At 67.1% G+C, this 24,718-nt stretch carries 24 protein-coding genes and 1 pseudogene; 11 read left to right on the top strand and 14 right to left on the bottom strand.

Annotated elements, in window-relative coordinates; genetic code table 11:
* Window positions 1-194 precede the first annotated feature (194 nt).
* From ABGB18_RS46890 to ABGB18_RS46880, 3 genes and pseudogenes are all read left to right on the top strand, one after another.
* The gene (locus tag ABGB18_RS46890; RefSeq protein WP_347702201.1) at window positions 195-554 is read left to right on the top strand and encodes a hypothetical protein; all 360 of its coding nucleotides are present in this window, start codon (window positions 195-197) and stop codon (window positions 552-554) included.
* A 272-nt stretch (window positions 555-826) separates the two neighbouring features.
* A complete protein-coding gene (locus ABGB18_RS46885; protein WP_347702200.1) occupies window positions 827-1,204 on the top strand; it encodes a hypothetical protein in 378 nt (125 codons plus the stop codon).
* A 302-nt stretch (window positions 1,205-1,506) separates the two neighbouring features.
* Window positions 1,507-2,037 (top strand): annotated as a pseudogene (locus ABGB18_RS46880) (transposase); the annotation flags it as partial.
* A 24-nt stretch (window positions 2,038-2,061) separates the two neighbouring features.
* On the opposite strand, the gene ABGB18_RS46875 reads toward ABGB18_RS46880, so the two are convergent.
* Window positions 2,062-3,093 (bottom strand): WD40 repeat domain-containing protein, encoded by a 1,032-nt coding sequence (locus ABGB18_RS46875; RefSeq protein WP_347702199.1) that lies wholly within the window; start codon window positions 3,091-3,093, stop codon window positions 2,062-2,064.
* Between the two features lie 350 nt (window positions 3,094-3,443).
* Between ABGB18_RS46875 and ABGB18_RS46870 the strand changes: the two genes are divergently transcribed.
* Window positions 3,444-4,073, top strand: a complete 630-nt coding sequence (locus tag ABGB18_RS46870) for a TetR family transcriptional regulator C-terminal domain-containing protein (RefSeq protein ID WP_347702198.1) — start codon at window positions 3,444-3,446, stop codon at window positions 4,071-4,073.
* Here the strand turns inward: ABGB18_RS46870 and ABGB18_RS46865 are convergent.
* The 4 genes from ABGB18_RS46865 to ABGB18_RS46850 form a co-directional block, all read right to left on the bottom strand.
* The gene (locus tag ABGB18_RS46865; protein ID WP_347702197.1) at window positions 4,063-4,218 is read right to left on the bottom strand and encodes a hypothetical protein; all 156 of its coding nucleotides are present in this window, start codon (window positions 4,216-4,218) and stop codon (window positions 4,063-4,065) included. The genes ABGB18_RS46870 and ABGB18_RS46865 overlap by 11 nt on opposite strands.
* 173 nt (window positions 4,219-4,391) lie before the next feature.
* The gene (msrA, locus tag ABGB18_RS46860) at window positions 4,392-4,910 is read right to left on the bottom strand and encodes a peptide-methionine (S)-S-oxide reductase MsrA (protein ID WP_347702196.1); all 519 of its coding nucleotides are present in this window, start codon (window positions 4,908-4,910) and stop codon (window positions 4,392-4,394) included.
* Entirely contained in the window at window positions 4,907-5,374 is a 468-nt protein-coding gene (gene msrB / locus ABGB18_RS46855; protein WP_347702195.1) for a peptide-methionine (R)-S-oxide reductase MsrB, read from the bottom strand. The genes msrA and msrB overlap by 4 nt, the downstream gene beginning before the upstream one ends.
* A gap of 667 nt (window positions 5,375-6,041) precedes the next feature.
* The gene (locus ABGB18_RS46850; RefSeq protein WP_347702194.1) at window positions 6,042-6,440 is read right to left on the bottom strand and encodes a metalloregulator ArsR/SmtB family transcription factor; all 399 of its coding nucleotides are present in this window, start codon (window positions 6,438-6,440) and stop codon (window positions 6,042-6,044) included.
* 142 nt (window positions 6,441-6,582) lie between these two features.
* Here ABGB18_RS46850 and ABGB18_RS46845 point away from each other — a divergent pair, with 142 nt between their 5' ends.
* Window positions 6,583-6,960, top strand: a complete 378-nt coding sequence (locus tag ABGB18_RS46845; RefSeq protein ID WP_347702193.1) for a hypothetical protein — start codon at window positions 6,583-6,585, stop codon at window positions 6,958-6,960.
* A gap of 276 nt (window positions 6,961-7,236) precedes the next feature.
* Here ABGB18_RS46845 and ABGB18_RS46840 read toward each other — a convergent pair whose 3' ends face one another.
* The 7 genes from ABGB18_RS46840 to ABGB18_RS46810 all read right to left on the bottom strand — a co-directional run bounded on the left by ABGB18_RS46840 (window position 7,237) and on the right by ABGB18_RS46810 (window position 16,573).
* On the bottom strand, window positions 7,237-7,572 hold the full coding sequence (locus tag ABGB18_RS46840; RefSeq protein ID WP_347702192.1) for a hypothetical protein: 336 nt from the start codon (window positions 7,570-7,572) through the stop codon (window positions 7,237-7,239).
* A gap of 279 nt (window positions 7,573-7,851) precedes the next feature.
* On the bottom strand, window positions 7,852-8,733 hold the full coding sequence (locus ABGB18_RS46835) for a carbohydrate ABC transporter permease (RefSeq protein WP_347702191.1): 882 nt from the start codon (window positions 8,731-8,733) through the stop codon (window positions 7,852-7,854).
* Window positions 8,733-9,608, bottom strand: a complete 876-nt coding sequence (locus tag ABGB18_RS46830) for a sugar ABC transporter permease (RefSeq protein WP_347702190.1) — start codon at window positions 9,606-9,608, stop codon at window positions 8,733-8,735. The genes ABGB18_RS46835 and ABGB18_RS46830 overlap by 1 nt, the downstream gene beginning before the upstream one ends.
* A 143-nt stretch (window positions 9,609-9,751) precedes the next feature.
* Window positions 9,752-11,113: an extracellular solute-binding protein gene (locus tag ABGB18_RS46825; RefSeq protein WP_347702189.1), complete on the bottom strand. Its 1,362-nt coding sequence runs from the start codon at window positions 11,111-11,113 to the stop codon at window positions 9,752-9,754.
* A gap of 189 nt (window positions 11,114-11,302) precedes the next feature.
* Complete coding sequence (locus ABGB18_RS46820) at window positions 11,303-13,486, bottom strand: alpha/beta hydrolase-fold protein (protein ID WP_347702188.1); 2,184 nt, start codon at window positions 13,484-13,486, stop codon at window positions 11,303-11,305.
* A 184-nt stretch (window positions 13,487-13,670) separates the two neighbouring features.
* Window positions 13,671-14,684, bottom strand: coding sequence for a LacI family DNA-binding transcriptional regulator (locus ABGB18_RS46815; RefSeq protein WP_347702187.1), 1,014 nt, complete (start codon window positions 14,682-14,684; stop codon window positions 13,671-13,673).
* 845 nt (window positions 14,685-15,529) lie between these two features.
* The gene (locus tag ABGB18_RS46810; RefSeq protein WP_347702186.1) at window positions 15,530-16,573 is read right to left on the bottom strand and encodes a LacI family DNA-binding transcriptional regulator; all 1,044 of its coding nucleotides are present in this window, start codon (window positions 16,571-16,573) and stop codon (window positions 15,530-15,532) included.
* A gap of 163 nt (window positions 16,574-16,736) precedes the next feature.
* Here ABGB18_RS46810 and ABGB18_RS46805 point away from each other — a divergent pair, with 163 nt between their 5' ends.
* Window positions 16,737-16,865 (top strand): hypothetical protein, encoded by a 129-nt coding sequence (locus tag ABGB18_RS46805; protein WP_347702185.1) that lies wholly within the window; start codon window positions 16,737-16,739, stop codon window positions 16,863-16,865.
* Window positions 16,866-16,920: 55 nt separating this feature from the next.
* Here ABGB18_RS46805 and ABGB18_RS46800 read toward each other — a convergent pair whose 3' ends face one another.
* Window positions 16,921-17,691, bottom strand: coding sequence for a FadR/GntR family transcriptional regulator (locus ABGB18_RS46800; RefSeq protein WP_347702184.1), 771 nt, complete (start codon window positions 17,689-17,691; stop codon window positions 16,921-16,923).
* A 136-nt stretch (window positions 17,692-17,827) separates the two neighbouring features.
* On the opposite strand from ABGB18_RS46800, the gene ABGB18_RS46795 reads away from it, so the two are divergent.
* The 4 genes from ABGB18_RS46795 to ABGB18_RS46780 are packed head-to-tail and all read left to right on the top strand — an operon-like array spanning window position 17,828 to window position 22,085.
* Window positions 17,828-19,096, top strand: coding sequence for an extracellular solute-binding protein (locus ABGB18_RS46795; RefSeq protein ID WP_347702183.1), 1,269 nt, complete (start codon window positions 17,828-17,830; stop codon window positions 19,094-19,096).
* Between the two features lie 28 nt (window positions 19,097-19,124).
* The gene (locus ABGB18_RS46790; RefSeq protein ID WP_347702182.1) at window positions 19,125-20,072 is read left to right on the top strand and encodes a sugar ABC transporter permease; all 948 of its coding nucleotides are present in this window, start codon (window positions 19,125-19,127) and stop codon (window positions 20,070-20,072) included.
* Window positions 20,072-20,899 (top strand): carbohydrate ABC transporter permease, encoded by an 828-nt coding sequence (locus tag ABGB18_RS46785; RefSeq protein ID WP_347702181.1) that lies wholly within the window; start codon window positions 20,072-20,074, stop codon window positions 20,897-20,899. The genes ABGB18_RS46790 and ABGB18_RS46785 overlap by 1 nt, the downstream gene beginning before the upstream one ends.
* Before the next feature lie 34 nt (window positions 20,900-20,933).
* Window positions 20,934-22,085, top strand: coding sequence for a mandelate racemase/muconate lactonizing enzyme family protein (locus ABGB18_RS46780; protein ID WP_347702221.1), 1,152 nt, complete (start codon window positions 20,934-20,936; stop codon window positions 22,083-22,085).
* 332 nt (window positions 22,086-22,417) lie between these two features.
* On the opposite strand, the gene ABGB18_RS46775 is transcribed toward ABGB18_RS46780, so the two are convergent.
* Window positions 22,418-23,746, bottom strand: a complete 1,329-nt coding sequence (locus tag ABGB18_RS46775; protein ID WP_347702180.1) for a PHB depolymerase family esterase — start codon at window positions 23,744-23,746, stop codon at window positions 22,418-22,420.
* A gap of 641 nt (window positions 23,747-24,387) precedes the next feature.
* Here ABGB18_RS46775 and ABGB18_RS46770 point away from each other — a divergent pair.
* On the top strand, window positions 24,388-24,718 hold a 331-nt coding region (locus tag ABGB18_RS46770), incomplete at its 3' end, for an endo-1,4-beta-xylanase (RefSeq protein WP_347702179.1).

The following is a 24,718-nucleotide window of genomic DNA, read 5'->3' as shown; positions in this document are numbered from 1 at the left end:
CGGGTGAACCCAGGGGACTCGGCTGGGGCTTACCCGGATGCCGCCAAGGCCGCACCCGGAACAGGCTGTGGACATCTGCCGGCGTTCGGGGGTGAACCCGACCTGGTCACGCCCGCAGAGCGCGGGTCGTCCCGGTGTCCCCGCCGGCGCGGAACGCACAAGGAAGCGAAGTCAAAAAGGGAAGGCAGAACAAGATGGGTCTGAAGAGCTTCGCCAGAGCGGCAGTCGTCGCGACGACCGTGGCACTCACGGGTGTGAATCTCACCGCGCAGCCCGCTTCGGCGGACGAAGTCGCGGTGTACTGGTTCGACGCCGCGGGTGCTTTCGACAATGAGCCCGGCAACGGGGCCGAGGCCTGGGTCTGGGTCTGGAACGGGAGCCATACCGTGATCACTCTTGAGTACGAGTTCTTCGACGGCTCCGTAGGCCTGCTCTCGACTTGGGGGGCGAACAGCTCCAGAACCGCAGGCTTGGATCGGGACGTCAAGAGGATGCGAGTGTGTACGACGCAGTACGTGTGCTCGCTTTGGCAGGAGTGGTGGATGGCCGGGTAGCAGGTTGATGTGCGACACCACGCGGGCGACTGGCGGATCAGCGTGGCCTGGGCGGGGATGAGCGTCCCGCACGCGGGCTTGATGCCGTCCGCAGTCACGTGCACACCGGCCGTGCTTGACGATGACCTGGAACGGGACGCCGTCGGCGCACACCGAGTGCGCGATGAACGTCTCGGCGGCCCGGATGGCCAGGCAGGCCGGGTGCAGACCTAGCGCTGCGGACCTTCGCTGCCCGGCTGCGGTCGCCTCACATGCCGCTGGACGCCGGATCCATGGCCGGCCAGATCCTGATGGCGGCGCACGGCCTGGCACTCGAGGACCTCCCGGCCGCGGCGGTCTCCGAGCGCGTGCTGCGCCGGGCCACGCCAGGCGACATCGCTGAAGCAATCGGTTTCTCCTACGACGCGGCCACACACGACGTCGACCTGGTGGTGATAGGCGCGGGATTGGCGGCCGCCGTCTACGGGGCATCGGAGGGACTCGTGACGGTCCTGTTCGACGCCGCCGGGGCCGGCGGGCAGGCCGCCACGAGCTCACGTATCGAGAACTACCTCGGCTTCACCCGCGGCATCAGGGGCAGTCGGTCAGCCGCCGGCCGGCTCCTCACCGAGCTTGCCAGGAACGTCTCGGCGCGGCGGGTGAACAGATGAGCCTCACGTTCGGTGGACAGTTGCCGGGCCTTCTCCGCGGCGGCCCGAACCACCTCGACGGGCTCGCCGAGAGCATGCAGCAGCCGCGCTCGCAGCAGGAGGAGCAGGCCTTCCGGGTAACGCTGGCCGTAGGTGTCCAGGTACTGGTCGGCCTGGTCCAGAGCCACGGCGGCCTCAGCCGTCTGCCCGTTCGCGAGCAACATCTCACCGAGCAGCCCGTACCAGGTGGCGACGCACGAGCACGGCGGGTCGAGCAGGTTGACGGCGATGAGGCGCCGGGCCTCCGCCACCGCACCGGCCGCGACCAGATCGCCGTCGACGGAGCGATCACGAAGGCGCCCGGGGGTTGCGAGGTCGCCGGACGCTCACCGGCCGCCCGCGGCAAGCAGGGGCTGAAGCTCTCGGGCATGACGGCAGGCTACGGCATTCCGCTGGGCGTGCTGGCCGGCGCCAACCGTCACGACTCCTCACTGCTCGGCCCTACCCTTGACTGCCTGGACGACCTCGGGCCGTTACCCGGCGGCGTCACGGTGCACCTGGACGCCGGCTACGACTTGGGCAAAACCCGCACTCTGCTCGACGAACGCGGCCTCCACGGCCGCATCGCACACAAAGGCGAGAAAGCACGGATCCAAGCCAGTCAGCGTTGGCACGTCGAACGCACGCACGCCTGGCAGAACGCCTCTCACCGCATCGCCCGTTGCTACGAGCGCCGCGCCACCGTGATCGACGCCCTCTTCGACCTCGCCGACGCGATCATCACCGTGCGCAGCCTGATACGACGGGCGTGGACAACCCACCGCTGGGACGAACGCCCGAACCGCCGACCATGACCACACAGACTTCTTGAATGACCTCTACAACGGAAATTCCCAGAGGTGGACTGAGTCGCAGTGCGCACTACTTATGATCACGGGGCGGCTGTCGAGATCGGCTACCCGCACCCCGAATACCTCGCTGCTGTGCCCCCGGAGCGGCTGGCCCAGCAACCGGCGCCCAGCCAGGTCCCACACACAGATGGTGCCGTCCCTCGCCCCGGTGACGGCGAACGGACGACCGTGCACGGTGCCGGCGGTCAAGCAGCTGATTTCACCTCCGGGCGCGGTGAGGGGTTCGCCCCATTCGCTGGATTCGAGATCTCCCAGCACCACGCTCTGCCCGCCCGCTGCGACCGCCCGCACGCGACCGTCCACCGAGGCCAGCGCGAACTCGGTGAGCTCCTCGTCGAGGTCGTCAAATTGGGCAAGGGGCCGCCCTTCCTCGATATCCCACACCAGCACGCCACCGTTCCGGCCACCGGCCACCACGACCGGCCGGCCTGCCCACAGTCCCGCCGCGGCAGCGCTACTGGCGCCCGACTGGCATTCCAGCTCCTCAATGTCCACGAGAGAATCGTCAAGCGAGGGCTGCTCCGGCTCTGTCACCGAATCGTCCTCGTCGTCAAGGTCGCCATCGTCGTCATGCCAGTCCTCCGGCTCGGCATCGGACGGGTCCCACAACTGCACGCCCCACATGCCGACGAATCCCACGAGCAACCTCGAACGGTCACCGAAGTCGGCCCTGACCACCGAGCCCACGCTGCCCTGCCATTCGCTCAGCCGTACCTTGCCCGTCTCCAGGTCCCACATGACGAAGCCTTGGTGGTCACCTCCGCCGCCGATCACGATCCGGCCGTCGACCACTGCGGCACCGAGCGAAGTGAGCTCCGTGTGGGGGAATTCCTCATCCGGGGCGTCAAGCTCGTACTGTGTCCAGCGGTCGCTCGCCGGATCCCAGGTGCACGCAAGCCGGTCCCTGTCGGGGCTGCCGACGAGGATCAGCCGACCGTCAAGGGTGACGAGGTCGAAATCAATGATGTGACCGCAGGACGCAGGCAGACTGGAGATCAAGGGAGAGTGAATTGACATACCGGCACCTTGCCAGACCCCTCTGACACTCAGCTCGCTAACGGTCTGCTCGGCATCCCGGTACGGGCGGCGTCAAGCCGCCTGTCCGCGCGAGCTCTAAGTCCTGAGTCGGGTCAGTGGCTATAGGCGATCAGTGCCGCGCAACGCCCGCTGGCCATGACCGCAGGCATCTGGCACAACTGGGCCACCGGCCCGACCAGCAAGCGATCGCTCATCGCCCGCGATCATCAACACCAACCTCACGGAATCGACCGTCCGGAAGCAGACCCGTGGCCGAGCGGGACCATTTGGTCCGTGCGGCGGCTGTGATCAGACAGGGTAGCCTGAGGACTGTGAGCAGGCCGGAGATTGCACAGCCGGGGCGGAGGCTGACGCCACGTGGGACCGCCACCCGCGCGCGCATCGTGGCGGCCGCTGTCGAGCTGATGTACATGAAAGGCGTGAACGCGACCACGCTGGACGACGTCCGGGCCGCTAGCAACACCAGCAAATCCCAACTCTACAACCACTTCCCGGACAAGGATGAACTGGTCCGCGCCGTCGTCGCGGCGCGCGCCGCGCAGGTCCTCGAGCGTGAACGCGGCAACCTTCAGCGCTTGAAGTCGTTCCGCGGTCTGGTCCGCTGGCGCGACGCGCTGGTGCAGCGGAACGCGTTGCAGAACGGCGCCTACGGCTGCGCACTCGGCTCGCTGGCCAGCGAGCTCGCCGACCAGGACGACCAGGCCCGCGCCACGCTCGCCGAGTCGTTCGTGGAATGGGAAGGGCTGCTCGCCGCCGGCCTGCGGCGGATGCGGGACAGCGGGGTGCTCAAGCCGGACGCCGACCCGGAGAAACTTGCCACGGGCTTGATGGCCGCCTTGCAAGGCGGATACCTCCTCGCTGAGACCGCGCGTGACATCAAGCCCATGGAGATCGCCCTCGACATGGCGCTTGACCACGTGAAGTCATTCCTCACAGCGTGACGGCGTGTGCGCGGACGTAGCCGAGGGCCATGTCCGGGGCCATCTCCAACCGCCGCACGTCGCGGGTGGTGCGAGCGAGAAGCAGACCACCCTGTAGCGCGGCCATCAGGCTGGTCGCGAGCCTTTCAGGATCGGCATCCGCCACGAGCTCGCCACTCTCCCGAATCCGGGTGATTCCGCCTGCCAGGAGCGCGACTCGAATGCCGCGATGCCCGCGCGAACCGCCAACCGTCCGGCGCCCATCCTGGGGCGTACCGCCGCCCGGGGAAACCGGGCCGCCACACGCGCGACGAGATGCACGCGTGTGGCGGTCTCAGGTCAGCCGACGGTCCGGGCGTCCCGGTGGGGGAGCTTCCAGCCGGGGCGGACGAAGTGGCAGGTGTAGCCGTTGGGATAGCGCTCCAGGTAGTCTTGGTGCTCCGGCTCGGCCTCCCAGAACGGCCCGGCGGCGCTCACCTCGGTGACGACCTTGCCGGGCCACAGGCCCGAGGCGTCCACGTCGGCGATGGTGTCCTCGGCGACGCGCTTCTGCTCCTGGTCGAGGTAGAAGACGGCCGAGCGGTAGCTGGTGCCGATGTCGTTGCCCTGGCGGTCGAGGGTGGTGGGGTCGTGGATCTGGAAGAAGAACTCCAGCAGGTCGCGGAAGGTGGTCCGGCTGGGGTCGTAGACGATCTCGATGGCCTCGGCGTGGGTGCCGTGGTCGCGGTAGGTCGCGTTGGGCACGTCGCCGCCGGTGTAGCCGACCCGGGTGGAGACCACCCCGGGGAGTTTGCGGATCAGATCCTGCATTCCCCAGAAGCAGCCCCCGGCGAGGATCGCCTTCTGCGTCGTGGTCATCGTCGTACTCCTTCGTCGGCGTCGTCGAACAGCTTGCGGAACTCCCCGTAGCCCTCGCGCTCCAGGTCGTCGAGGGGGACGAACCGCAGGGCCGCTGAGTTGATGCAGTAGCGAAGCCCGCCGGCCGCGGCAGGGCCGTCGTCGAAGACGTGCCCCAGGTGGCTGTCGCCATGCTTCGACCGGACCTCGGTGCGGACCATGCCATGGCTCGCGTCCGTGTTCTCGACCACGTTGCCGCGCTCGACCGGCACGGTGAAGCTGGGCCAGCCGGACCCGCTGTCATACTTGTCGACCGAGGCGAACAGCGGCTCGCCGGACACGACGTCGACGTACAGGCCGGGCTCCTTCTTGTCCCAGAACTCGTTTCTGAAGGCCGGCTCGGTGGCGCTCTCCTGCGTCACCCGGTACTGCGCCGGCGACAGCCCGGCGACGGCCTCTGGGTCCTTGTGATACTGGTGCGGCATCTCCGTCCCCGGTTATCCAGGCGCCACGCGTCATGGCGCTGCTCTGGCTTGCATTGGACGATTTAGTCCAGTAAACAGCGGACGGCGGCACTCTATTCCGCCCGCCGCGCCGACGCTGAGCTTACGGAGATCACCGCGCGATCGGCGCCGCCTGCGGGCAACCAGGCCGAGCTCGGCCATCCTTGCTGCGACCGTGTTCTCCGGCACCCGCCTGCAGGTCACGGGTGATGCGAGGCGAACCGTCGGCACCGCCCGGCGCCTCGAACGAGCGGGTGATCTCCACATCCAGGCCGGCGCTGGCGAGCGGTCGGTGCCGCTCCCGTCGCCATCACCGTACTGCCCGGCCAGCCGATCCATGTGCACCCAAGCGCTGATCAGGCACCATCGACCGTGCCCATAGCACGCTTCTCACCCGGTGGAGCACCGGCATCGGCGACACCGTAACCGTCGTGGCCCGGCCCACGACCAGCTCCACCAGAACACCCGCCGGCTCGCCGCGGAGCTGACCCGCCTGTCGCACGTCTGCCGGCCGCCCTCGTCGAGGTATTCCGAGGAGGGCCTCGAATGCCGCCGAACGGACCTGCGGGTCATGCAAAACCCGTCCGACAAGGGAGCGCGGTGACGGCCCGAGCCTGAACCAGAGGGGGATCGCGCATGTGTGAGGGCGTCAGCCTGAGCCGCCCCTGGAACAAACCGCCGCACTGCGGCTCGACGGTTCCGTGTTCCATCCCGGGCAACGGCCCGTCGGGAACGGACCTTCGAGATCCTCGCGGCGTCCCGGTTGGCCGGCTGACGCGGCGTCGATGGCCGCGAGGATCGTCTCCAATACGCCCGGAAAGCGAGCCTCCAGGTCGTCACGGCGCAGCCTCATGAAGCGGGCCTTGCCCTCCGAGCGGGTCGAGGTGATGCCCGCCTCCCGCAGAACGCGCCAGTGATTGGAGAGCGTGGAGCGCGGGACGTTCAGGTGTTCCGGGCTGCAGGGCACCTCGCCGTCCGCAGCCATCAGGCGCACCAACCCCAACCGGACGGGATCGCCGAGCGCGTACAGCACGGCGGCCAGGTCCATGTCTGCCGTCTTGGGCTGAGCCAGCGATCGCATCCCGTTCCCCTGATACCTGTGAGTCTGAAGGTTGCCATGTCCTGATCCGACGAGTATAGGATCATTTCCATATTTCGGAAAACACGAAATGATCAAGGAGTTTTGTCCTATGGCTGCCCGCTCCACCTACGCCCGCGTCTATGTCGACGACCTGGACACCGCACTGCCCACCTTCGAGGCACTCACCGCCACCCGGCCGGGGCTGCGCTTCTCCTACCGGGACCTCGAACTGGCGAGCATCAGCGACTACCTCCTGGTCTCAGGCACCACGGAGGCGCTGGCGCCGTACCGCGACGTACAGGCCATCGTCATCGTCGACAGCCTCGATGACGTCTTCGCCATCGTCGAGCGCGAGGGAGGCGACACCCTTGATGGCCCGAACGTAGTCCCCACCGGACGCAACCTGACAATCCGCCACCCTGGCGGCGCAATCATCGAATACGTCGAGTTCGACTCCGCCAAGGTCCAAGCCCAATCGGCACGGTAGAAGGTTCACGGGACAGGCCCTCCGGTAGCCGGTGGCCGACCGGCGTTGCCGCCTCGTCACCCGTCTGACCGGCAAGGCCGGCGTGGCGATAGCCCGTACTTGCGGCGGGTGCTGGAGCGGGTCCGGATCGTCCGGCGTGCCTGCGGTGGCGTAGCGGACCGACAGGAGCCAGATCATCTGCGAAGGGACCCTTGATCTCGCCCCGATCCCGATTTGGCTCCGCGACCCGGTGAGATGAAAACTCGCCTCATCGCGTCTGGGGGTGTTGCCATGTCGTCATGCCACGGCCAGGTGGCTGCGGTGGTGCCGTGGGGTCTCGGCCTCATCGAGCAGGACGAGGGCGAAGTCCGCATGGGAGATGCGGGCCGCGGCGTCGCCGTGCTCGCGGATCTCGTAATGGCCGGTGCGCTTCCCATCATGGTCGAAGTCGCCCGCCGGGCTGACATACACCCAGTCCAGCGCGCCGCCTCCAACACGAAGAGCCTCAAGCCCGTCGGCGTGTGCCAGGCAGAAGGGCCGGAACTCGGCGGGAAAACCGGGCACGTCCATCAGGCGAGTCCCATCACGGCCGGGCAGCAGCGAGGCGAGCCCAACCGTGACAAACCTGTCCACCCCCAGCCTGCCCCAGGCCCTTGATGAGGGCATACGCGGCGCTGGTGAAGAATGTCTTCGGGTCGACCGCCGCCGCCGTATTGATCGCGGCGTCGTGCCCAGCCGCGAGAGCGGCGACGTCCGCCACGGCGGTGACATCCCCGGCGGTCCTTCGCTGTCTGGACGGCGGTCCGCGCCGGTTCTCCGAGCTCCGCCGGCCTGCCCCGTGCCGGCCGGTATCGGAGGACACGTTCGGCGGTGCGGCCGGCGGCAGCGGCCAGGGAGACGCGCTGACCCGGCCTACCTCAGGCCACCGACGGACAGCCCTCCGCGCCAGTGTCGCTGCAGAGTGAAGAAGGCGATCACGAGTGGGATGACCGACACGAGTGCGCCCATGATGATGAGACTCCAGAGGGAGGTGCTGCCCGCGTTGTTCGCCGAGGCGATTCCCTGCCAGACGCCGAGTCCGACGGTGACCGGGAAGAGGCGGTTGTCGGAGAGCATGGCGAGGGGCAGGAAATAGTTGTTCCAGGATGCCACGGCGGACAGCAGCAGCACCGTGACCACCGCGGGCCGCATCAGGGGAAACGCGACCTGGAGAAACGTTCGTACTTCGCCCGCACCGTCGGCCCGCGCCGCGTCCAGGATCTCGTCGGGAACCGCGTCGCGCGCGTAGACGTGCATCAGGTAGACCCCGAACGGGTTGAGCAGTGAGGGGAGGATCACCGCCCACACCGTGTTGGTCAAGCCGAACGCGGAGAACATCATGAAGGTGGGGATCACCAGGGCCGTCGCGGGCACCATGAGCGCGCCGAGCACGAGTGCGAAGCTGAAGCGTCTGGCGGCGAATCGGTATTTGGCGAATCCATAGCCGGCCATGACGGCCAGGATCGTGGCGCCGACCCCGCCTGCGACCGCGTACAGCGTGGAGTTGAGAATCCATCTGCCATAAATGCCGTTGTCGTAGCTGAACAGCTGCCCGAGGTTGCCCAGATAGTCGATCTGGTCGGCGAACCACAGGGTGTTGCCGCCGCCGAACAGGCCGGGGGCGTCTTTGGAGCTGTTCACGATGACCCACCAGAACGGCACGAGGAAGTACACGACCAGAAAGCCGAGCAGTACCTGCAGAGGAAGGTGGCGTTGCGGGCGGCTGCGGGCCCCGGCGCGGGAGCGGTCGCTCATCACAGGAAGCTCCTCCGTTTGCGGGTGATGAACAGGAAGGCGTAGACGCCGACGAAGACGATCCCGCCGAGAGCGAAGGAGATCGCCGATCCGTAGTTGAAGTTCGCGAGTGCGAATGCCTGCTGGTAGGCGTACATGTTGGGGGTGAAGTCCGGGCTGATCGTCCCGGCCGCGAGGGATCGCAGGATCTGCGGTTCGTTGAAGAATTGCAGGGTCCCGATGAGCGAGAAGACCAGGATCAGGAGCAGCGCGGGGACGATCAGTGGAATTTTGATCCGGAGCGCGATCTGCCATTTGCCGGCGCCGTCCATGCGGGCGGCTTCGTAGAGCGCCGGGTCGATGCCCTGGAGCGCCGCGTACAGGATGATCATGTAGTAACCGGCCCACTGCCAGGTGACGACGTTGACCAGGCCGTAGAAGATCAGGTTGCCGCTGAGGAAATCTGGCGGGGTGGCGCCGAACATCCCGAAGATGTCGGAGAGCGGCCCGAAGCTCTTGCTGTACAGGAACCCCCACATGACGGCCCCGATGACCGTGGGAATCGCATAGGGAAGGAAGATCATGAGGCGGGAGAAGCGGGTGAACAGCGAGGTCACGCCATCCAGGATCAGGGCCATCGCGAGCGCGACGATGATCTGCAGCGGAATGGAGACCAGCGAGAAGCGGATGACGAGCCACGACCCGGACAGGAAGGTCGGGTCGGTGAAAGCCTTCGCGTAATTGTCGAGGAAGACGAAGCTGATGCCGCCGATCAGCTTCTTCTGGAAAAGACTGAGATACAGCGCGTACGCGAGCGGCGCGATGAGAAGAGCCAGGAAGACGATCCCGAATGGCCCGACGAAGAGCCACCCCATCAGATGCTCACGAAGGCGCACCTTGCCGCGGATTCTGGGTGTCTTCTCTTGGGTGCGTGGTGCACTGTCCTCGATCAGGAGGGTCAACTTGGGCTCCGAGATGTCGATGCTGGGGACCGCGGGTGGGCCGGCCGGTCGAAGACGGCGCGGCCCTGCCCTTCACGTCACTGAGCGGTGAAACCTTGCTCTTTGGCGTAGTTCGCTACGTCCTGCTGAATCCGGTCGGCAGCCTGCGCGCCGGTGGCGGAACCCTCGTTGAGCGCGCTGACCTGCTTGGTCATGGCGTCGAAGTAGTACTGGCCGAACGGGCTGTAGGTGACGCCCTTGTAGGCGTTGGCCGCCGGGACGTAGACCTCCTTGTTCGCCTGCTGCCCACCGAAGAACGCCACTTTCAGGTTCACGAAAGCGGGGTCGTTGAGCGCCTTGAGGTTCAGCGGGAAGATGATCTGGTTGGTCCAGCCGTGGGTGAGCGACTCCTTGTCGGCGTAGAGGCCGTACGCCGCCTTCGCCGCGAGTTCGGGGTTCTTGGCCTGGCTCGTCACGGAGAAAGCCGACCCGCCCCAGTTCACCTGCACCGGGTTGGCGGGATCCCACTGCGGGAGGGGCGCCACCGCGAACTTGCCGGTGTCCTCGCCCTTGCCGACACCGGCTCCGGTGAGGTAACCGGGCGCCCAGGCCGCCGAGATGTACGTCGCGTACTTACCGTTGATCACACCGGAGATGTACTCGGGTGTGAACTGGTCCTGCGTCCCGACCAGGCCCTTCTTCACGAGGCCTGCCCAGTAGTCGAGCACGTCCTTGGAGGCCTGGTCGTTCAGCTTGATGCCGATCGTGCTCGGCTGCGCCGGGTCGTAGGTGAACGGAGTGGCGCCCTTCTGGATCTGCAGCGCCATGGTGAGGGCGGACACGTTCGCGGCGAAGTCGCCGAACTGCGGGCCGCCCGCGTCCTTCATCTTCTGCGCCGCCTGCTCGTACTCGGCCCACGTCTTCGGCGGCGTGATGTCGTACTTCTCGAAGATGTCCTTCCGGTAGATCATCGCCATCGGTCCGCCGTCGATCGGCACGCCGTAGACCGCGTCGCCGACCGAGACGTCCTTCCACGCGCCATCGCCGTAGTCGGCCTTGACGCGATCGAAGCCGTACTGCTTGATGTCGATGAGCGACTTCTGGATCTGGAAGGTCGGGATCCGGTCCATCTCGATCATGATGACGTCGGGCGCGCCGGTGCCCGCGGAGATGGCCGTCTGGAACTTGTCGTACTCGTCACTGCCTTGGCCGACATTGGTCCAGCAGACCTGCACCTCGCTGTTCTGCTTGTTGAAGTTGTCGACGACGAGTTGCATGTTGGGGTACCAGCCCCACATCGTCACGACCGGCAGATTCTTCTTGGAGATCGTGTTCGTGCAGTTGCTCGCGCCGTTTCCGCTCTCGGCGGTGCTTCCGCCTCCTTGCTCGCCGGGTGAACAGGCGACGAGCGCGGTCGCGGTGACGAGCAGGGCCGCCGCGGCGGGAAGTCTCTTCTTCATGGACGTGTTTCCCCTTCGGGATCGCAGCGCGTAAGGCTCCGTGCGCTGCCGTTGAGACGGAGCGACCGACCGGGACGGGGCGAAGGTACGCGACCCGCGCCCCGTCCCTCATGACGGTGCTCATGTGAGCGATAACATCGCGCGTGAGACGTCAGCATGCCTGCGGCATGTCGTCTCGGACGGGCATGCCTAGCGCTTGAACAGACGCGGCGCCAGGTCGATGAGGTTCTTCTGCCACACGTCCCAGCCGTGCGGCCCGGGGGTTACTCCGTCGAACTCGTAGTGGATACCGAGGTTGTTCAAGGTGGGCAAGGACGCCATGAACGACGAGTTCACGAAGTCGGTCTGGTCTCCGACATACAGACGCAGCAGCTTCGTCCCGGCGTTGATCGCCGCCGCGTCGACGCCGGTGCCGCTGCCGAACCCAGCCGAGAACGCCGCGACGTAGGCGAACCGACCCGGATACGCCTTGAGCACCCCAAAGGTCTGCCCGCCACCCATCGAGAGGCCGGCCAAGGCCTGCCGCGACGGATCGCTGGAGATGTGGAACCGGGCGCGGGCCGCCGGGACGATGTTCTCCAGCAGCTCCTTGTTGAAGTCGGACGTGTTGCCGTTGCCCATCACGACCACCATGGGCACCAGGTCGCCGTCCAGGGTCTGGTGGTCCAGGATCTGCTTGGCCCGTCCCATCTCCACCCAGTCCGTGTAGCTCTGACCCGAACCGTGCTGGAGGTAGAGGACGGGGTACGGCTCCGCGCGGTCCGGGTCGTAGCCCGGCGGGGTCCACACCAGCGCGGTCCGCTCCGCGTTGGCCACGGTGCTCTGATAGGTCATGCTCTCGACCTTTCCGCCCTGGCCGGCGGGAACGTCCGAAAGCAGGCGGGACCTCTCCCCGGGGATGAGGAAGCTACTCCAGGTCGGCTCGGAGGTCACCTTCGTCGGGTTCGACACGTCCTTGACCGAGGTCAGATCCGCGATCAGCTTGTAGTAGTAGAACCACGGCTCAAGCGGGCCCACGGTCACCCGCCACCGGTCGCCCGCACGGGACATCGGCACGCGCAACCAGCTCCCGTTGGGAGCCCAGTTCGCCCACACCTTGACGCGCTGAGCGTCCTTGAAGTCGGTCGTGGTCTCGAAGGTGACGAACCCGTCGCGAGTCACGAAGGGCGTCGGAGTGGTGCCGGCCGGCGGCGGGGTGAACTCGCCTTCCAGGCTCCCGTGACCGGCGCTCGGACCGTGGTCCGGCACCGTGCGGAACAGCCGCGGCACGAAATCGATCAGGTTCTCCTGCCAGGCGTTCCAGTTCCCCCCGGCATCGGGGTTGACCCCGTCGAATTCGTACGTGACCCGGGCGCGGTCCAGTGCCTTGGTCAGACGGTAGGTCACGTTGTACGCGGGATCCGTGACGTTCCCCGTGTACAGGCGTACCAGTTTGACGTGGTGGTTGATCGCGTTCGTGTCCGCCCGGCCGATGCCATCCGCCAGCAGGCCCGAGAACGAGCCGGCGTAGTCGAACTGATCCGGGCGGGTCAGCGCGGCGCGCAGCGCCTGCGCGCCGCCCTCGGCCACACCCGCGATCGCCTGATGCGCCGGATCGCGAAGGACTCGGTAGCGGTCGCCGACCGCGTTCCGGAGGTCCCTCGCCTCCTTGTCCTCGTCCGGCCCGTCACCATGGCTCATCACGACCACCATCGGCTCCATGGCCTTCTGGGCCGAGAGGTTGTCGAAGATCTGCTTGGCACGGCCGAGGTCCAGCCAGTCGGTGGCACTCCCCCCTTCGCCGGACTGCAGGTACAGCACAGGGTAGGACTTGGGGCCCTTGGGCGCGTACCCCGGCGGCGTCCACACCAGGGCCGACCGCTCCTCGTGCTTGGGCCCGTAGGTCAGGGTCTCGACCTTGCCGCCCTGGCCCTGAGGCGCATCCGCCAGCAGGCGCACCGAGTCACCCGGCACGAAGAAGGTGCTCCAGAGAGACTTGGACGCCACGCTGGTGCTGTTCGTCGGATCCTTGAGACCCTTCGTGTCGTCGCCCGTGACCTGGTAGGAGTACAGCCCCGGCCTGAGCGGGCCGAGGACGCCCGACCAGGCGTCGCCCCGGCGGGTGAGACCGAACTCCGCCCAAGCGAAGGAAGGGCCGAAATTCCCTTCGATGACGACCTGCGACACCTGGCCGGCGTTGGCCTGGATGTAGGCGGCCGGGATACTGAACGACGCGTAGCCGTCCTCCGAGACATTCAGCCACGGTGTGTCCGCCGCCGCGGGCAGCGGCGCGAACAACATTGCCGCGATCGCCATGGCTCCGGCGGCGATCGCCGCCGACAGCCGGCGCACGCCCAGGGGGCGTGAACTGCCATGATAAAGTAATGAAGGCATGCGAAAACTCCCTATGATGGCTGGCCACGATTGATCCTCGACCGGCCAGCCTGATCCAGCGGTGGATATTTCGTGGGTGTGGTGTCCGCACCTCCGTCCGTAAAGGGTTCAGCTTGCCCGCCTGACGTTCGTTGCAGCGAGCGTCAGGTGTGATAGGGCGCCACTTCCGTGAGTGACGTCATTGTCACAACGTTTTCGGTGCTGCCGTGGAGCCGCGAATCACCAGTCGGGTCGGCAGCACGATCTGGCCCGGGCCCTCCCAGTCACCGCACACCAGCGACTTCAGCATGCGAGCGGCCTCGTATCCGAGCTGGTACATCGACTGGTCCACCGTGGTCAGCCCCGGGTCGGTCAGCGCGGACTCCGGGATGTTGTCGAAGCCGGCCACCGACAGGTCGCCGGGAACACACAGCCCCAGATCCTTGGCGACATCCAGCACCTTCAGCGCCATCCCGTCGCTGGCCGCGAAGATCGCCGTCGGTCGGTCCGCTCGGTCCAGCAGCACCCGCGCGACCGGCGCCGCCGATTCGGGATTGAAGTCCCCTCTCACGATCAACTCCGGATCGACCGGAACACCGGCCCCGGCCAGCGCCCTCCGGTAACCCTCCTCGCGCGCCCATGCGGCCGCCAGGCTGGAACGGCCGGCGATGAATCCGATACGCCGATGCCCCAGGCCAAGGAGATGCTCGGCCACCGTGGTGGCGCCCGTGAGATTATCCGCCGTCACCGACGGCACCGTCGAGCCCTTCGCCGGATCGATGACCACGACCGGAGTCCCGCTCCGCACCTCGTCCCAGGGCGTGACCACGATGCATCCGTCTGTGAGCGTGCCCGACAGGCGGGCGAGGTGCCGTTGCTCCCAGCCCTCGGCATATGTTCCGTAAAGATCGCTGTTGGTGTAGATGATCAAGTCGAAACCCGACTGGCTCAACGCGTCCATCACCCCCTTGAGCACCTCGGCCGTATAGGACTGGAAGCTGTGGATCACCAGTCCCAGGACATTGGTACGACTGCGCCGCAGGCTCGTCGCCACCAGACTCGACTCGTAGCCGAGCTGCTGGATGGCCGCTCGGACCTGTGCAGTGGTGCTCGAACTGACGCCGTAACGCCTGTTGACCACCCGCGACACGGTCGCGGTGGAGACGCCCGCTAATCGTGCGACATCGCTCATCGTCACCGGCGCGCCGCCCTCGGCCATGCCGCCCTCACAAGTTGCAATCGTTATCGGTTACGTTTGCAGCGCCAAGGTAAGCGATCACGATTGCAGAAACAAGGCCTTTCCGGACGTCCGTACTTGGAATTAAAGGCGTGCCGGATCGAGTGGACCGAGCCGGGCCTGGCGGCGACTGAACGTGGTCGACCACTGCCGACCTGGGGTTCGGCCGCTCTGAGGTGCTCACCGCTCAGGATGGCGGCGCGGGTCCCGCCGGGTCGCGGACGCTGAGCGTCGTCGCCGGGCTGGAGGTGCGGGGAGGCGGTCTTCGGGTAGGCGGTCTTGACGATCGCGGTGCGCTTGGAAGCACGCGGCCGGGAGGCCGAAGCCGGCCACCCGGGACTTCGAAACTTTTTCGGACCCACCCTCGAACCCTTCTCGCTGGGTGTCAGCCAGGCAAGCTCCCGTGCCCGGCCGTTGACACGAAACATATGCGGAGCCTAATGTCCTCGCAACGCCGAACAAGTTGCGAAAGATTTCGGACCCAGTTCAGGAAGGGGAGAGGCCCATGCGGCCCTCAGAAGGTCAGGCCCCCTTCCGCGGTCCCCGTGCCTGCGCTCACGCCGGCCACACGCTCGGACCACGGCGAGAACGAACAGGTGAAGCTTTCAATCCGCGGTCGGGATGGGACCGTGGACCGGGACGCACCCGGCTTCCGGACCGCGACAAGCCACAGCCATGTCGATGAGATAACCCCTGCCGCCGGTGCACATCGTGTGTTCCCGTCGCACCGCTCACCTGACCGGCGACGGTCGGGCGGCGTCCCTGACACCGCGATCCTCACAGGTGGGCGAGGCGCAAGACGCGATCTCGCCCGCGGGCACGGACGGTCAGGGTGTGGGGGCGGGGCCGGTGGAGTCGCGGATGCTGAGCGTGGTGGCGAGTTGGAGGTGCTGGGAGGCGGGTTGGGTGCCGTCGGCCATGGCCAGGACGGTTTCGACGGCCATTCTGCCCATGCCGGCCAGGGGTTGGCGGACGGAGGTGAGGTGGGGGGTGGTCCATTGGGTTTGGGGGGTGTCGTCGAATCCGGTGATCGAGAGCTGGCCGGGGACGGGGATGTTCAGGTGTTGGGCGGCGGTCAGGACGCCGACGGCGATTTCGTCGTTGCCGGCGATGATGGCGGTCGGTGGCTGGGGGTGGGTGAGGAGGTCGTGGCCGTGGCGGAGTCCGGCTTCGACGGAGAAGGCTTCGTGGCGGATGAGGGTGCGGTTCGGGGGGATGCCGGCGGAGTCGAGGGCGGCTTGGTAGCCGTGGAAGCGTTCGAGGGAGGGGGCTGAGCCGGGGGGGCCGCCGATCCAGGCGATGGTGCGGTGGCCGAGTTTGATGACGTGTTCGGTGGCCGAGCGGCCGCCTGCCCAGTTGGTGGAGCCGATGCTGACCAGGCGTGATTCGGTGGTGTCGATCGGGTCGATGGTCACGATGGGCATGGGGAGGTCTTGGGCGGCCTGGATGATGGGGTCGGGGACGGCGACGGCCAGGGCGATGATGCCGGCGACGCCGGCGGTTTGTTGTTCGGTCAGCCAGGCGTGGGCGGCGGTGTGGCTGGTGGTGGTCGGTTCGCCGGTTGGGAGTTGGAGCAGGAGTCGGGCCTGGGCGGAGGTGGCGGCGAGCAGGATGCCTTGCAGCACGGTTCCGGCGTAGCGGGATTCCACGATGTCCAGCAGGGTGAGCAGGGTCCGGTCGCGTGTGTGGGTGTGTCGCGCCGTTGTGGCCTGGTAGCCGATCTCGGCCATGACTCCCAGGACGAGTGCGCGCGTCCTGGCGCCGACGTCGCTGCGCCCGTTGAGGACCTTGGAGGCGGTCGTCGGTGAGACACCGGCCAGGCGGGCGACATCGGCCAGCGTGGCGCGTTCCGAACGACCCCGCCGGCGCATCACAACTCCTTCCCAGACTCCGAAACTATTTCGGAACCTACCACGAACCTCCCCATGCCGTTGCTGCCAGGCGATTCCTGCCGCTTGTCCGTTGCCATGAGCCAGATCCGGCGCCTGATGTCCTCGCATAAACGAATAAGTTGCGAAATTGTTTCGAAACTCCATGCGCCACCTGAGCAGAGTCGCCGACTCGCTCCTCAGGTTCACGCCGACCGTGCCCGGCGACGGCGTGCCGCACCTCGATGTCGAGCTCGCGCCGTGGGCGGTGAGGTCGTTGTGGCAGTCGGCATGACCGCGCCACGGCCTTGGCAGAGCTGTCGCCCATGCCCCCTGGCTTCGGTGCGGCGCTAGCGTTGCAGCCGAACCGGAGTGCTGGACGCGCTGCGCCGGACGAGCCAGGCCTCGGTGATGTGCGTGAACATGGCTTCGGCGGCGCCATCAGGGTCGTGGGCGGCGATGCGTTCATAGATGCGGCGATGGCCCCGGTTGGACGCCACGCACAGGGCGCGCTCGGTCTTGCCCATGTACCGGGCGGTGTTGATCACCTGGCCCTCCAGCGCACGCACGACGCCCCGGGCGATGCGGTTGCCGGACGCCTGCATGATCGTGTCATGGAAGGCGCGGTCGTGGTCGGCGTACGCGACGTGGTCGTCCACGAGCTCGTCCATCCGATCCACCAGCGTGCGCAGCCGCTCGAAGGTGTCCTCGCCCGCCACACGGGCGGCGAGGTTGGCCATGTCGGACTCCAGCAGGCGGCGTGTGACGACGAGGTCGTCGAGGATCCCCAGGCTCTCGTCCATGTCGATGGTCGCCGCGAGAACGAGTTCGTCGAGCATGTCCCACATCGTGGATGGGGTCACCATGGTGCCCGCGCCCTGGCGGACCTGGACGAGCCCCTTCTCCTGGAGGATCTTCACGGCCTCACGGACGACGGTCCTGCTCACCGAGAAGGTCTCGCACAGCACGGGCTCGGGGGGAAGAGGCGTGCCGGACGGGTGCACGCCACGGACGATGCGCTCCACGAGCTCGGCTGTCACCGCCTTGGCCAGGGTGGCCGGCCTACGAACCCATGCGGGCGGTACGGAGACGCTGCCGGGCGATTCCTGCGATGCCGTCATATCCCTCTCCGGTGACCTGCTAGGACAGCGCCATCGTGCCAGTATACGGCATTCGTATTGACGTTATACGTCATACGAGTTACGTTTCCGAGATGACGGCCGGGGACGCCGGCCGCCCTCTGGAGAGTGAACAGCCATGAAGCAGCGAGCCCTATGGTCGGTCGTGCTCGTCACAGGACTGGCCGTGACCGGCTGCGGAAGCGCCGCACCGACACAGTCCTCCCCCGGGGACTCCAAGAGCAAGATCGTGGTCTGGGACTGGAAATCCGGTGAACCCGGTGTGGCCTCCTACATCGAGAAGGCGAAGGCCGACTTCGCCAAGAAGCATCCCGGCGTCACCGTCGAATTCGTGGCCCAGCCGTTCGACCAGTACTACACCCTGCTGGGCGCGGCCACCCAGTCGGGCAAGGGCCCCGACGTCATGTTGTTCAACGGCGGCGGGCAGATCCGGGACCGGGTGAACACGCTCCTGCCGCTGGACCAGTACGTGGCCGCGGACAGGCAGCGGCTGGCGGGCTGGGACGCCTTCGCCAAGGACGGCAAGCTCTATGCCGCCCCGGTGACGTTGCAGGGCCACCCGATCTACTACAACAAGTCGATGTATCAGAAGGCGGGGCTGGATCCGGCGAACCCGCCGAAGACGTGGGAGGAGTTCGTCAGCGACTGCGCCGCCATCAAGAAGGCGGCCGGCGCCAGGTGTTTCGCCCTCGGCAACAAGGAGGGCTTCGGGATCCAGTTCTTCATGTCGGGACTCGGGCCGGGCATCCTGACGCCCCAGGAGTACGACGACTGGATCGCCGGGAAGCGCGCCTGGACCTCACCCCATGTGAAAGAGATCTTCAGCCTGTGGAAGAAGGTCAACGACGACGGCCTGAACAACGACGGGGCCAACTCCACCGCGCTGTTCAACGACGCCTTCGCCCTGTTCGACACCGGCAAGGCCGCCAACATCATCGGGCTGATGTCGGATGTCGGGCACTGGAAGGACTTCGGCGAGTTCCTGGGCCCCGACCAGGTCGGCGTCATGGCCGCCCCGGTGGTCACCAGCGGAGCCACCCCCGTTCTTCCCTACGACGGCGGCATCGGTTATGCGGTCTCCAAGTCGGCCAAGGACCCCGGATTGGCCGCCGACCTGGTGCGATCGCTGACCTCCACCGGCCCCCTGACCGCCTTCTACACCGGTGCCGGCGCGATCACCTCTGACACCACGATCGACGTGTCGCAGGGCGCCCCTGCCGTGGCCGCCATCGTGCCCCGGATCAAGGGCGGCAAGCCCGCACTGCACGTCGCGTTGTCCAGCAAGACCCTGGACCTGATGGGCAGGCTGTCCCAGCAGCTCCTGAGCGGGTCGGCGAGTGTCGATGACGTGGTGAAGCAATTGGCCGCTTCGGATGAGGCGAGCTGATCGCGTGCCGATCGGAGGGTCGTCACCGGTGGTCCCCCCGGCTGCGGCGGAGCGGACCACCGGGGCGGAGTTCGAAGGGCCAGGACGTCACGGCACGAGGAGGATCTCCCGCGGGGCGCTGGCCGAGCGTCTCGCGCCCTTCGTCCTGGTCGCTCCGGCCGTACTGATCATCGTGGCGCTGCGGTTGTGGCCGCTGCTGCTGGGAGTCAACTTCTCCTTCACCGGCGATGGCGAGCGCAACGGCACCGCGGTCGGTCTCGACAACTACGCCGAACTGCTGAACGATCCGCTGTTCCGCACCGCCCTGCGCAATGTCGGACTGCTGGTGGTCCTGCTTCCCGTCGCGGTCGCGATCCCCGGCTTGCTGGCGACGTTCATCTACTTGCGGGTGCCCGGGCATCGGCTCTTCCGCGGCGTCTATTTCTTCCCGGCCGTCCTGTCGCCGGTGATCGTCGGTGCGATCTTCAACCTGATGCTCGGCTACGACGGTCCGCTGAACGCGGTGCTGAGGCGAACCGGCCTCGGCCCCATCGACTGGCTCGGCGACCCGGGCATCGCCATCTTCACGGTCATAGGCGTGCACATCTGGGCGACCTTCGGGATGGCCCTGGTGGTGTTCCTCGCCGGATTCTCCACTCTGGACGCCGCGCTCCTGGACGCGGCCCGGATGGACGGCGCGTCACTGCCCCAGATCATCTGGCATGTCATCATCCCCGGCCTGTCCCGCACCATCCAGTTCGTCTTCGTGACCACCATGATCGGAATGCTGACCTCCATGTTCGGGCTGCTGTACGTCATGACCAGCGGCGGCCCCGAAGGTTCGACGTACCTGCCGGAGTTCTACGTCTGGATCCAGCAGGGACAGATGAACCGCCCGGCACTCGCCTCGGCCGCATCGACGGTGCTGTTCCTCATCATGCTCGTGGTCGGAATTCTGCAGGTGAGCGTGCTCCGCCGTGCGGGGAGGGAGGACTGATGCCCGGCAATCGCCTCGGCAGGTGGATGGCCGCCGTCCCGATGGCGCTCCTCGCGCTGGCGACCGTCTATCCCCTCGTGTTCACCACCAACGTCGCCATGAAGACCCGGCGGGAGTACATCCTCGACCGGTTCTCCCCCACGAGCTCGTTGCACCTGGAGAACATCGCCGCGGCGTGGAACAGCGTCGGCATGGCGCGCTACTTCGCCAACTCTCTCATCGTGGTGACGGTCGCGGTGGTCCTGCTGCTGCTCTTCGGTTCGATGGCCGGCTTCGCCCTGAGCCAGTTGCGGTTCCGGGGCTCCTCGGCGCTGTTCCTGGGGTGCCTGGCGGCGTTGTTCGTCCCGTTCCAAGTGATCATGGTGCCGCTCGCCCGGGTCATGGCGGACATCGGCCTCATCGACACCTACCCGGGACTGATTCTGGCCTACGCCGCCCAGTTCCTGCCCTTCACCATCTTCCTGATGACGAGCCATTACAGGACCATCCCGGTGGAGATCATCCACGCGGCAAGGATCGACGGGAACTCCACCTACGGCGTCTACCGGCGGATCATGATCCCGCTCGGTGCTCCGGCCCTGTTGTCGGTCGGCATCCTCGATGCCCTCTTCTGCTGGAACGACGTGCTCATCTCCCTGCTGATGATGCCGTCGCCAGAGCATCGCACCCTCATGGTCGGGGTCACCTCGCTCCGCGGGCAGTACTCGGACAACATCCCCCAATTCGCCTCAGGAGTGCTGATCGCCGCGATACCCGTCCTTCTGATCTATCTCTTCCTTCAGCGGCAGATCGCCGACGGTGTCACCGCCGGCTCCACGAAAGGCTGACATGCGGATTTCGGGGTATCGGACTTTGACGACGGTGCATGAATGGGGCCGCCCCGTCGGTGACGCCAACGGCGTCTACACCGACGGGAACGTGCCGGTGCCGATCATCATGGTGGACACCGACGAGGGCATCACCGGCGTCGGCCTCGGGCCGCACGCGCACCTCGACACCATTTTCGCCGCCATCGAGGGCGAGGATCCGCGCAGTGTGACAGCGCTCTACGACCGCATGCTGCGGCAGACCTTCAAGGCCGGCCACGCGGGCGCCGTGTTCGGGACCATCGGCGCACTCGACACCGCTTTGTGGGACATCAAGGCGCAGGCCGCCGGCGAACCGCTCTGGCGCCTGCTGGGCGGTCGCGACCGGCGGGTCCCCGCCTACGCCTCCGGCCTGGACATCGCCCTGACCGACGAGGAACTCGTCTCCCTCTACCAGGTCTACGCGCGGCACGGACTACGGGCGGCCAAGCTCAAGGGCGGCCTCGACATCGACCGCGACCGGCACCGCTTGACGCTGATAGCAGAGGTCCTGACCGAGGCCGCGCACGGATCTCAGCCCGGCCTCATCCTCGACGTGAACGAATCCTGGACCCGCAAGCAGGCGGTCCGGCACGTCTGCGAGCTCGAACGCACCCTGGACCTGGTGTGGATCGAGGAGCCGGTCCGGCGATGGGACGCCGAAGGTCTGGCCATCGTCGGCCGCGGAGTCCGCGCCTCGGTCGCCACGGGTGAGAATCTCACCGGGCTCGAGCAATACCGGCCGCTGCTGGCCGCGGGGGCCGTCGACATCCTCCAGATGGGCGCCGTCTGGGGGATCACCCATTTCCTGCGAGTATCCGCTCTGGCGCACGCCCATGATCTGCCGGTCAGTCCGATCGGCACCACCCCGATCGCCCTGCTGCACGCCGCGACGTCCGCACCGAACCACCTGATCAGCGAACTGCAGGACCTGCGGCCACCACTCGGAGTGTCCCTCGATCTGACCGTCGAGGACGGCGCGTTCATCCTCGGAGACTCCGCCGGCCTGGGCGTCACGATCGACGAGGACGCGGTCGCCTCGCTCGTCCACCGGCCGGACGACGCCATGACGGGCGGAACCCCCAACGTCCGGCCGGAGCACGCCGGACGACGACTCCTGGCGGTGGCCGATCAGGGCGCCGCAGCACAGCGCCCGGTCTCCCCCTAGCCATGGACCCCACGGCCGGACGGCCGCTGGCGACGCCGGAGGAAGCACAACGACGAGCGCGCGAGGCGGCGGCCGAGGGCAAGCACGATGTCCCCGTCGAGTTGCTCGACGGCACCTATCGGCTGACCGCGCCGCTGCCGTTCGACGCCGCCGACTCCGGCCGGAACCGGCACGTCGTCACCTGGAAGGCCAGGAAAGGGCCAAGCCCGTGCTCGGGCAGCTCGGCCTGTACTTCGGCGGAAGGCCGGAGCACTGGCCCACATTCTGGTAGCGAGTCGCCTTCGCCGGAAGCGGAGCACCGCCTCCGGCGAAGGGCCGTCTCGCGATGACCCTCAGGTGCGGGTCCAGCGCTGGTTGGCGCCGCCGTGGCAGGAATAGAGCTGGAGCCGGGTGCCGTTCGCGGTGCCCTGGCCCACGGCGTCCAGGCACAGCCCGGACTGCACCCCGATGACCGTGCCATCGGCGTTCAGGCGCCACCTCTGGTTGTCGCCGCCCCAGCATGAGTAGATCTGGATTCTGGCGCCGTTGCCCGTCCCTGCCGCATCGAGGCACTTGTTGCCATAGACCCTGATCTCGCCCGCCGAGGTGGCGGCCCACTGCTGGTTGCTCCGCCCGTTGCAGTCCCACAACTGCACCAAGGTGCCGTCAGTGGTGGCGGCGTTGGGCACCTCCAGGCAACGCCCTGAGCTCACTCCCCTGATCTGCCCGGTGCCGCCGGGCGTGGGACTCGTCGTCGGGGTGGTGGAGCCGCCGTCCAGGCCGAAGAAGCGGATGGCATGAGCGGCCATCCCGGTTCGCGGCAGGTCGTGCCCGGCGCCGGTGATGGTGTACGCCTCGACCTGCCCGGAACCGAAGACTCGCCGGGTCCATCCGGATTGCGGGCTGTCGGTGGAGGAGGGGGTCTGGCTCAGTCCCAGCACGTTGGTCCACTGGTCGACCTCTTCCTGCAACATCGTGAAGGGCAGGACGGAATCAGCGGTGCCATGCCAGGCCATCACGCGCGGCCGGAGCCCGGTGTAGCCGGGGTAGGCGTTCCTGACCAGGTCACCCCACTGCTGCGGCGTCTTGTCCCCGCACCCGGCGGGTCCGAGGCAACCGTAGGGCACACCCGCGAACGGCGCGCCGGCCTTGAAGACGTCCGGATAGGTGGCGAGCAGGTTGTTGGTCTCCATCGCTCCGGAGGAGAAGCCGGTGGCGAACACCTTCTGCGGGTCACCGTTGTAGCGTTGCAGCACGTAGTTCGCCATGGAGACGATCGACACCGGGTCGCTGCCGCCGCCGTGTCGCAGGGCCTCATTTGACCACACGTCGAAGCAGTTCGACATACCGTTGGCGCTCTTGTTCGCCTGCGGGTAGATGACGATGAAACCGTGCCGGTCGGCCAGCGAGGCGAACTCGGTCCCCTGGTGGAAGGCCGTCGCCCAGCCGTTGCAGCCGTGCATCGCCACCAGAACGCCCGGCCGGGATGCCACCCCGTCGGGGACGTAGAGGTACATCCGCAGACCGCCGGGGTTGTCGCCGAAGTTCGTCACTTCGGTCAAGGCCGCCGCTGACGCTCGCGGCACAGCCGTGAGGCACATGGACATTGCGATGGCCGCGACCGCGACCAGCGCCACCATGCCGGCTCCGACGCTGACATTCCCTCTAGTTCGCGTTCTCATTGGCTGCGCTTCTTCTCATCGTTGCGCCTCTCTTCGGGTCGGCTGCGGCGACCGAGCATGGCGTGTATGTCCGCCCAGTGGCGTCCGTGCGGAGTTCGGGGGACCGCAGCCCCTCAGCGGGTGTCGAGCGAACGCCTGATAGCGCTAACAAGCGGTTTGCCGGTCGAGACTCCTCCTCTGGCTCGTGGGAGGTGGTGGCGGGACGGAGCAAATACGAGGCGGAAAGGTACTGTCAAGGGTTCCGGGCCGCCAGCGGATCGGGATGGGCACGGGCCGGGCGCGCTCACCTCGGGTTATTCGGATCTGGCCCGAGCCGGTGGGTGCGGGCTTCCGTGAAACTTTCATCTGGGCCCCCGCAGGCGAGCCCAACCCGAAACTTTCAACTCACCCAGTTGCGCGTTTGGCCAGTACAGGAGATATCGCTTACGGGCGAGTGTGACCGAAACTTTTAGTCATTCCTTGACAACTTTCGGAGCGATTCCCCACACTGAATCCCCGAGGCGATCTCCCCTGCCAGATCGGTGGTGGGCGGCGGGGGCTGCCGTCACGACGCCCCTATGTGTGCGTTCCCGTGAGCACGGCGTCGATCTTGCGGGCGTGTCCCGCACCCTTCCCACGATTTCGCTTTTGGAGGCTCAGGCATGCCCGTCAACGCCATGTCCCCACCTTCCACTCGGCGGCCACTCGGCGGGCGCCGCCGGGCGCTGATCGCCGGTGCTCTCGGCCTCATCACCGCACTCACGGTGCCGATCGCGGCGAACGCCGCGGAGAGCACGCTGGGCGCGGCGGCCGCGCAGAGCGGCCGCTATTTCGGCACCGCCATCGCCGCCGGCAAGCTCGGAACCTCGGCGTACACCACGATCGCCAACCGCGAGTTCAACATGGTGACGGCCGAGAACGAGATGAAGATCGACGCCACCGAGCCGAACCGGGGCCAGTTCAGCTTCACCAACGGTGACCGGGTCTACAACT

This window comes from Nonomuraea sp. B12E4 (assembly GCF_039871825.1).
In the GTDB taxonomy this organism is placed as follows: Bacteria; Actinomycetota; Actinomycetes; order Streptosporangiales; family Streptosporangiaceae; genus Nonomuraea.
Note: the sequence above shows the minus strand (reverse complement) of the source record. Positions and strands in the feature narration are given on the sequence as shown.